This window comes from Saccharopolyspora sp. NPDC045839 (genome assembly GCF_056431645.1).
Genome location: NZ_JBWKKH010000070.1, coordinates 1 through 9,086 on the forward strand (window position 1 = coordinate 1; position 9,086 = coordinate 9,086).

The following is a 9,086-nucleotide window of genomic DNA, read 5'->3' on the forward strand; positions in this document are numbered from 1 at the left end:
AGAAACCTAGACGCAGCAACGGCGTGCCCCCAACTCCATGGCCAAACCAGCCACTCACACCACCCACGGAAACGTCACAAGAGCCTGAAATTGCGCGAGTTATCCACGGCCGACCGAAGTTGTCCACAGGGGTTCGGCGTGTCGTGGCGTGACACGCCGACGGTGCGCAACTTCCGATTGAGCGTTTTTCATCCCGGTCGGTCCGCAGCCGCGGGTCGCGAAGCCGCATGTCGATGGGGTGTCGCATGCGCCGCAGGCGCATAGCCCACCTACGAAACCTGCACCGCTGCGGGTTCTCAGAGACTTCCTGGCGAGGACGGCCCCTTCGCCTGGGCATACATCAGGAGGGGCATCCACAGTCCAGGGAGCCTCTGAAGGTTCCGCTACCCGCACCGCCACGCAGAACGAGGTTGGAAAACCTCGTGGAAATTGCGGTCCTCCGTGGGGCGGTTCGGTCAGAACGTGGCGTTGGTGCAGGCCAGGCGGCCGCCCGCCGTGCCGGCCTTGCCGGGCTCCGTGTGGGTGTGCATCTCGTGGATCACGAAGGACTTCGCGTCCTGCCGGTTGTCGAAGGACCAGTTGCCCTCCGCGGTGGCCGTGCCGTTGCCCTGGGCGTCGGTGTGGAAGTCCAGCCACACCTCGTTCTGCGGGTTCGCGTAGGCCGGGTCGACCGACGGCTTCACCGGGTCGGCCTTCTCCTGGAAGTGCGGGCCCGCGTCTTCGCCGGTCGGGCCGCAGGGCTTGGTGTGCACGTGGGCGCCGTAGTCGCGGTTCGGCTGCAGGCCCTCGACGTTCACCGTGATCTTGGTCTGGCCGTTGGTGCGCTCCGAGGACAGGTCGACGCGGGAACCGGCCGGGACCTGCTCGGGGTTGTAGGTGATCGCGGTGGCGCCCTCCTTGTAGGGCTCGAAGGTCGCCGACGTCTGCTTGGCCGCCTGGTGCTCGCCGTGTTCCTGCGTCGCGGGCTGCTCGGACGGCGCCGGGGCCTGCCCGCCGCCGCATCCGGCGATCAGCACGGCCGCCGTGCACAGGCCGAGGACCGAGCCGGTCAGGCGAGAGGTCTGGTGAAGCATGAGGTATCCGTCCTTTGTCATCACTGTCCGAATCGACGCCGATTCTGCCCGTGACCGCCGACGCGCCGAAACCGGCGTCCAGCGGTGGCCCGGATCGAGCGTATGGCCGCGGGTGGCCCATGTCCTGTCGTATGAACAGGGGTACGACAGCCGCAGATCGCGTCCCAGATGGCGAGCGGCCGGCCGCGCGGGCGGGGCGAGATCATAGATTGTGGGCATGGGGTTAACGCGGGGCGCGGATCGGACCTGGCTGGTGGCGTTGGCCACCGCGATGTGGGGCACCGATGCCCTGTGGCGGCAGCCGCTCGCGACGAGCCTGCCGTCGGCGAGCGTGGTGTTCTGGGAGCACGTGATCATCGTGGTGCTGCTGGCGCCGTTCCTGCCGCGCGCCTTGCGTGCTCTGCGGGCCTGCGGCTGGCGGGAGCGCGTCGCGATCATCGTCGTCGGGGTCGGCTCGTCCGCGCTCGCGACCGCGCTGTTCACCACCGCCTTCAAGTACGGCGACCCGGTGACGCCGCTGGTCCTGCAGAAGCTGCAACCGATCTTCGCGGCCGTCGCCTCGTTCGCCCTGCTGCGCGAGAAGTTGCGCGGGCGCTACTTCGCCTTCGCGATCCCGGCCCTGATCGGGGCCTGGCTGCTGGCGTTCAAGAATCCGCTGCACATCGAGGTTTCGCAGGTGGTGCCCGCGCTGCTGGCGCTGGGCGCCGCGGTGCTGTGGGCGGCCGGGACGGTGCTGGGGCGGTTCGTCAGCCGCAGCGTCCCCGCGCGGGACGTCACGACCCTGCGGTTCGCCATCGGGCTGCCGGCGGCGTCGGTGATCCTGCTGTTCAGCGGATCGCCGGTGGCGGTGGGCTGGCACAACGCGTTCGGGCTGGTGCTGCTGGCGCTGATCCCCGGGTTGCTCGCGCTTTGGCTCTACTACATCGGTTTGAGCACCACTCCTGCTGCGCGGGCGACGCTCGCCGAGCTGTCGTTCCCGGCGACGGCGGCGATCGTCGGCGTCTTCGTGCTGGGGGCGGAGTTGAGCGCGACCCAGTGGGTCGGGTTCGTGATCGTGGTGGCGATGGTGGCCGGGCTCGGCTGGCACGAGCGGGTCAGCAGCACGAAGCTCGTCGAAGTTCGGGAGCCGACGCGGGTCTGATCGCCGGGCGGCTCGGCGTTCCAGCGGCCGTCTTGCTGTTGCAGGACGTTTTCCCGTGGTGGCGCGCCCCTGGAAGCGGCGAACCGCTTGGCCACGTGGTGAGAGGCGGCGATTTCGCGCGAAATCGCCATCCGGCAGGCGTGCGGAACGTTGATTTCGCGCGAAATCACCATCTTGCGGGGGAACGGCGGTTTCGCGCGAAACCGGCGCCCGGCGGGCGTGGCGAACGGCGGTTCCGCGCGAAACCGGTGTGCAGAACGAGTTCTCGAGCCGTTGCGGTAGCCGCTGTCGTCGGCCAGCGGAAATTCCGACACCTGCTGGTGGGCGGCCGGTTCAGGGGGCTGGGCGCCAGCCGCGCTTGCAGCCTCGGGGGATGATCACCGCCGCGATCGTCACGGCCGCGATCACGACCGCCGCCGCCGTTGCCACCACTGCCGCCGTCACCTCTGGCGTCGTGTCCACGGGTGGTGGCATGTGGACCGCTGCCGGGATGACGGGCGGCTTTCCTCCTGCGGTGGGGAATTCCGCCGTCAGCGCCGCCTCCGGATCGATGACTCCGCTGCCGAGCAGCGGGTCCGGGGCGCTGCCGGGCGGCGGGTAGGCGGTGTCGCGCAGTCGGCGCACCACCTCCTGCGGGGACAGCGCCGGTCGGTACGACAGGACGAGCGCCGCGGTGCCCGAGACCTGCGCCGCCGCCACCGCGTCGCCGCCCGAGACGAACAGGCCGTTGCCGCGCGGGCCGATGCCGGTCATCATCGCGCCCGGGGCGGCGAGGTCGACCTTGATCTCGGGTGCCGAGGTGCGGACCGGGGCACCGTTCGGGGCGATCGCCGAAACCGCGATCACCTCGGGATATGCGCCCGGGAACGACGGGACCGCCTTGTCGGGGTCGCCGGTCGAAGCGGGCGCGATGACGACGGCTCCGGCCGCCGTGGCGTCCCGAACGGCGGTGGCGAGGGCGCCGTTGCCCTCGGTGACCGCGGCCGAGACCTGGATGACCCGCGCCCCGCCCGCGACGGCCGAGCGGATGCCGTTGGCCACGCCGTCCGCCGTGGCGTTGCCCGCCTGGTCGGTGGCGCGGGCGGCCACGATGCGCGCGCCGGGGGCGATGCCGGTGAATCCGCCGCCCTGGCGGGGTGTGGCGGCGATCAGGCCCGCCACGAAGGTGCCGTGGCCGACGCAGTCCTCCCCGGCGTTGGCGACCCGGCCGGCCAGGGCCGGGGACGTCGCGTCCACGCCGGTGTCGACGACCGCGACCGTCACGCCCGCACCGTTCGCGTGCTGCCAGGCGCGGTCGGGGCGGAGCATCGCCTGCGCCCACGGGATGTCATTGGTGTCCACTGTGGACGCGGTGCGGCAGCCCTGGTGGCTCGACAGGACCGGGGTGATCGGTGGCAGGTCCGGCGCGGCGCTGGCCGCCGGAGCCGAAAGCACCGAGATGACCCCGAAAACGGCCGCCCACTTGGCACAAGTTCGCACGCCCCGAAGTTATGCCCTGGCGCCCGGGGGCAACACGTCCCGAAAAGGGGATCGCCCCGAAGCGAACGGCCCGTTCACTCCACTAGACGGAGCGAACGGTCCGTTCGCTCCGTCTGGCCGACGGGGGTGTTTGGGGTGAACGGACCGTTTGGGTCGGTAGGTGGAGCGAACAGGCCGTTCGCTTCAACTTGCTGGCTGGTGGTGGGGGGTGGGGTGAACGGTCCGTTCGCTCCGTCTGACCGACGGGGGTGTTTGGGGTGAACGGACCGTTTGGGTCGGTAGGCGGAGCGAACAGGCCGTTCGCTTCAGGGCGTCGGTAGACGGGTGGGGCTTGGTCCTTGACGGTTTCTTGTGCAGGCGCGGGCGCTCCTTGGGCTTCGCCCGCGAAACGCTGAGTCGTCAGAGGGAGAGGTCGGAGGGTTGGAGGTTTCGGAGGTCTTCGAGGGTCGGCGACTGGAGGGCGCTGATGCGGCCCGCTTGACGGGTCATCGTCGACTCCAGGAGTTGGCGGGCGTAGCGGGCGTTGCCGAAGTTCCGGTCTCGCGGCACCTGCTCGAAGTGGTCCAGCAGCGCCGCTCGGGCGGCCTCGCTGCACTCGTAGCCGTTGGTGTCCGCCGTGCGCTCGAAGATGCTGACCAGCTCCGATGCCGTGTAGTCCTCGAACCGCACGTGGCGGGAGAACCGCGAGCCCAGGCCCGGGTTCGAGTCCAGGAAGTCCTGCATCTCCGCCGGGTAGCCCGCGACGATCACCACCACCTCGTCGCGGTGGTCCTCCATCAGCTTCACCAGCGTGTCGATCGCTTCGCGGCCGAAGTCGTTGCCGCCAGAGGACGTCAGCGTGTACGCCTCGTCGATGAACAGCACGCCGCCCCGCGCCCGCTCGAACGCCTCCCGGGTCAGCTGCGCGGTGTGGCCGATGTACTTGCCGACCAGGTCGGCCCGCGCGACCTCCACCAGCTGGCCCGTCGGCAGCACGTCCAGCCCGGCCAGCACCTCGCCGTAGAGCCGGGCCACCGTGGTCTTGCCGGTGCCGGGCGGCCCGGCGAACACCAGGTGGTTGCTGATCTTCGGCGTCGGCAGGCCCGCGGCCGCCCGCCGCTTGTTCGCCTCCAGCAGGTTGACCAGGTCTTCCACCGCCGACTTCACCGAGCCGATGCCGATCATTTCCCGCAGCCGGGTCAGCGCCGACGGCTTGTCGTCCGCTTCGGGTTCCGGCTCGGCGCCCACGTCTTCGGGCAGCATCCGGGACAGCTCCGGCCCGTCGGCGTCGGGCAGCGCGGCCAGCCGGACGGCCTGCCGGTCGATCATCTCCTCGAAGAGCTTGCGGGCGGCGCGGCCGTTGCCGAAGTCGGCGCCGCGGTGCAGTCGCCCGAAGTGCTGTTCGAGGGCGTCGCGGGTGCCTTCGCCGAGCTCGTAGCTGTGCGCCTCGCACATCTTCCCGACGATGGTGACCAGCTCGGGCACCGAGTAGTTCGCGAACTCGATGGTGCGGTTGAACCGCGACGCCAGGCCCGGGTTGGACGCCAGGAATCCCTGCATCTGCTCGGAATATCCGGCCGCGATGACCACCACGTCGTCGCGGTGGTCCTCCATCAGCTTCACCAGCGTGTCGACCGCCTCGCGGCCGAAGTCGGGGCCGCCGCCCTCCTGCGCGTTCAGCGTGTACGCCTCGTCGATGAACAGCACGCCGCCGAGCGCCTTGTTGAACGCCTCGGTGGTCTTGATCGCGGTGCCGCCGACGATCTGCGCGACCAGGTCGGCGCGCGCGACCTCCACCAGGTGGCCGCTGCGCAGCGCGCCGAGCGAGGCGAGCACCTCGCCGTAGAGGCGGGCGACGGTCGTCTTGCCGGTGCCGGGCGGCCCGGCGAAGATCAGGTGCCGGCTCATCGGCAGCGCGGGCAGCCCGGCCGCCTCGCGGCGCTTGGCCATCTCCGTCAGGTTCACCAGCGTCGTGACCTGCTCCTTCACCCCGTCCAGGCCGACCAGCGCGGTCAGCTCGACCAGCGGCCCGGCCTCGGCGTCGGTGGTGTTGGCGTTGTCGCGGCTGTCCAGGTTCTCGATCTCCAGCCGGTCGCCGCCGCTGCTGGTGCTGTTCGGGGTGTTGACGCCCGAGCCGCCGTTGCCGGTGGCCGTGCAGTTGGTCACCGAGACCGGTTCGGTCGTCTCGACGCGGACGCCGTCGCGGGTGTTGTCGACCAGCTCGCACTCGTCGAGCGTGGCGCGGCCGCCGTTGCTCACCAGCACGCCGTGGCCGTCGTTCTTGCGGATCTTGCTGCGCAGCATGGTCAGTTCCGCGTGGTCGGCGACGGTCACACCGTCGCCGGTGCAGTCCCGCACCTCGCAGTCCCGGAACATGCCGGTGCCGCCGGGTTCCACGGCCACGCCGGTGGCGGCCCGGATCACGGTGCCGCTGACGTACGGGTCGGCGTCCTCGCCGATCCGCAGGCCGACCTTGGCGACGTCGCCGATCTCGGACTCCTCCAGTCGGCCGTGCCCGCCGCCGAACACCGCGATCCCGTCGCCGCGCGCCTCCTGCACGGTGACCCGGCGCAGCATCGGGTTCGCCCCGGCGCCCACGCTGATCCCGGTGCCCTCGACGTCGCGCACTTCGAGCCGGTCGAACTCCGCGACCGACTCGTCGGTGAGCACCACGCCTTCCTTCGCGCTGTCGTGCACGGTGGTCTCGCGGAAGCTTGGCCCGGCCAACTCCCCGACGTGGATGGCGGCCTGCTTGGTGCCGAACACCCGCAGCTGTTCGTAGCTGCCCTTGGCCTTGTCGGTGATCAGCAGGCCGTGCGCCTTGCTGCGGCCGACGCGGCAGCCGGTCAGCACCGGCTCGCTGCCGCCGAGCACCACGACGCCGTGCTCCCGGGTGCCGGTGATCGAGCAGTCCCGCAGCGTCGGGCGGCCCGTGCTGTTCAGGTAGGCGCCGATCGCCACGTCCTTGACGGAGGTGTTGCTGATGGCGGTGCTGCTGGAGCCTTCCAACGCGATGGCGGGCTTGTCGGTGCGGGAGATCTGGCAGTCCTCGACGGTGCCGCGGGATTCGGCGTTCGCGCAGATCCCGTTGCCACGGCTGTCGCGGAGCACGCAGCGGCGGATCGTCGGCGCGGCGCGGTCGCTGATCACGATCGCCGAGCTGCCGAGGTGCTCGATCACGCTGTCCTCGACGACGCTGCCCGCCTCGGAGGTGTCGACGATGCCGGCGCCGGAGGAGTTGGTGACCCGGCAGTCGCGCATCGCCAGCGAGCCGGATTCCCGCGCCAGCACGGCGGTCCAGGCCGAGCCGGTGACCTCGCAGTCGTCCATCGCAGCCTGGCCGCGCGGAACGTCCACAGTGGGCAGTTCGGGATCGCGGCCGCGCAACACCAGGCCGCTGAGCTGCACGGCCTCGGACACCACCCGCACCGCGCTGCCGCGGACCGGGGCCAGCTCCACGGTGCGCGAGCCCTCGGCGGCGGTGATGGTGACGACCTTGGTGATCACCAGGTTCTCCTGGTAGCGGCCTGGGTGCACCGAGATGACCGCTCCCGGTCGGGCCTGCTCCAATGCCGCCGTGATGGTCCGATGACCGTCGGGCCCCTCCGGGCGGACCGAAAGCACAGGCCGTGCCACGCCACTCTCCTCCATCGACCGCGCGGATCCAACGACCGCTCAATCCGCTTTGCGTTGAAACGGTGTTCCCAGCCTGCCTTGCGCGGTGCGCGAGCGTTAGTCCCCACAACGTCGCCCGCCGACCCCTTTTCATGGGACTCCCGGAGCGTGGTTGCCGGGAGGTTAAATGGAACGGACGATTCGGGGAGCCGGCCGTCCCACCCGGACCGGGCGACTGTTCCGAGAGTGGCTTGCGCAGCGGTGCGGGTGGCGGAACCCCGGCGTGGGATCCCCGAAAGCAGGAAGGACCGCGCTCGCGGCGAACCCCGCGGGCGGGTCGACGGGCAGCGACCCGCACCGCGAGCGGCCACCGCCGCCGAAGGAACAGATCTCAGGGGTGACAGACGTGGCCAGGGTGAGCAAGGCGCTGGCTGCGGTGTGCCTCGCATCGGGCGCGGTCGGGTGGGCGCTCGGCCGCTGGACCCGCCGCTACCCGCAGCCGGAACTCCGCTGGCTGCGGCAAGAACTCACGGCCGCGAGCAACGCGCTGATCGAAGCGGAGCAGGGCCGGGCCGACCTGCGGCGCGCGCAGCGCGAGCTGATCACCGCCATCTCCCACGAGCTGCGCACCCCGCTGGCCACCATCCGCGCCGCGGCGGAAGCGTTGCAGGACGGCGTGGCGCAGGAACCCGAGCGATACCTGGAAAGCCTGGTCGGCGGCGCGCAGCGGCTGAACCGGGTGACCGGCGACCTCTTCGAGCTGGCCAGGATCCAGGCGGCGCCGGTGGACCGGATGCCGACCCGGCTGGCGGACCTGCTGGATTCGGCGCTGGCGACGGCGCTCCCGGTCGCCCTGGAGCGCGGAGTGCGGCTGCACGGCGTGGGCCTCGACAGCGCGACCGATCCGGTGCTGGTCGACATCGCGGTGACGACGCGGGCCCTGACGAACCTGGTGATGCACGCGGTGCGGCACACGGCGCCGGGCGAGCCGGTGACGGTGACGGCGGTGGTGTCGGGCGACGAGATCGAGGTGATCGTGGTCGACGGCTGTGGAGGGCTCATGGACCTCGACGAGTCCGTCTCGTCAGGTGACGCCGGCCTGGCGATCACTCGTGGCCTGATCCGGGCGCACGGCGGAGACGTCCGGATAGACCAGGTCACCGACGGCTGCCGCTTCATCGCCCGCGTCCCGGCGGGCATTTCGTGATGTAGCGGCGGGCGGCCGGGCGCGGCTCGACTGCCTGCTGAGTCTGGTCAACGGTGACCGGGCGCGTGGAGTCGGGGGCATCGCGCCCGGTCACCGAGGTGGGCCGGTGCGGGTGGGGGTTGGGGGAGGTCACCGCACCGGCCCTGCTCGGGCGGTTCGGGGCCGTGTGTGCTTTGTGTTGCTATAGCGACACAAAAGACTCACGGGCGGTTACGGGCGCAGGTGGTGGCGTCCGTAGGGTTCGTCGGGATCGGTGGTGGGGAATTCCGGTGGTATGCGGGGATGTTCGTGCTCCGACCCGTGCTCTTCTTCCCGGGCTTCGGCTTCGATGTCGGCGATGAGATGCCAGACCGTGTAAGCACCTTCGCCGCCTCCAGCGTGCTGCCCTGTGGTGAAGGCGATGGCTCGTGCGGGGATCTGGGTGGTGAGCATCGCGAGGATCAACAGGTTGAACAGAATGAATGTGCTGAGCTGGATCCAGAACATGAGATCGGTTCCTTTCTCGGTTTGGGGTGTGGGGGGGGGGGGGGTGGGGGGGGAGGAACCGTCTCTTTTTGATTGGTTGGCTTCTCCCCCCCACCCACACCCCCCC

The 9,086-nt window shown here is 70.7% G+C and carries 6 protein-coding genes; 2 read left to right on the top strand and 4 right to left on the bottom strand.

From position 1 onward, the window contains the following. Positions 1–455: 455 nt before the first annotated feature. Entirely contained in the window at positions 456–1,073 is a 618-nt protein-coding gene (locus AC07EQ_RS43265; RefSeq protein WP_478393596.1) for a superoxide dismutase family protein, read from the bottom strand. A 217-nt stretch (positions 1,074–1,290) separates the two neighbouring features. Here AC07EQ_RS43265 and AC07EQ_RS43270 point away from each other — a divergent pair, with 217 nt between their 5' ends. Beyond that, a complete protein-coding gene (locus AC07EQ_RS43270) occupies positions 1,291–2,214 on the top strand; it encodes a DMT family transporter (protein WP_478393597.1) in 924 nt (307 codons plus the stop codon). Between the two features lie 333 nt (positions 2,215–2,547). On the opposite strand, the gene AC07EQ_RS43275 is transcribed toward AC07EQ_RS43270, so the two are convergent. Both AC07EQ_RS43275 and AC07EQ_RS43280 read right to left on the bottom strand, forming a co-directional pair. Continuing rightward, a complete protein-coding gene (locus AC07EQ_RS43275) occupies positions 2,548–3,693 on the bottom strand; it encodes a S8 family serine peptidase (protein WP_478393598.1) in 1,146 nt (381 codons plus the stop codon). A gap of 399 nt (positions 3,694–4,092) precedes the next feature. After that, positions 4,093–7,308 (bottom strand): right-handed parallel beta-helix repeat-containing protein, encoded by a 3,216-nt coding sequence (locus tag AC07EQ_RS43280; RefSeq protein WP_478393599.1) that lies wholly within the window; start codon positions 7,306–7,308, stop codon positions 4,093–4,095. A gap of 385 nt (positions 7,309–7,693) precedes the next feature. On the opposite strand from AC07EQ_RS43280, the gene AC07EQ_RS43285 reads away from it, so the two are divergent. Continuing rightward, positions 7,694–8,494: a sensor histidine kinase gene (locus tag AC07EQ_RS43285; protein WP_478393600.1), complete on the top strand. Its 801-nt coding sequence runs from the start codon at positions 7,694–7,696 to the stop codon at positions 8,492–8,494. Positions 8,495–8,704: 210 nt separating this feature from the next. On the opposite strand, the gene AC07EQ_RS43290 is transcribed toward AC07EQ_RS43285, so the two are convergent. Beyond that, a complete protein-coding gene (locus AC07EQ_RS43290) occupies positions 8,705–8,980 on the bottom strand; it encodes a hypothetical protein (protein WP_478393601.1) in 276 nt (91 codons plus the stop codon). Between the last annotated feature and the right edge of the window lie 106 nt (positions 8,981–9,086).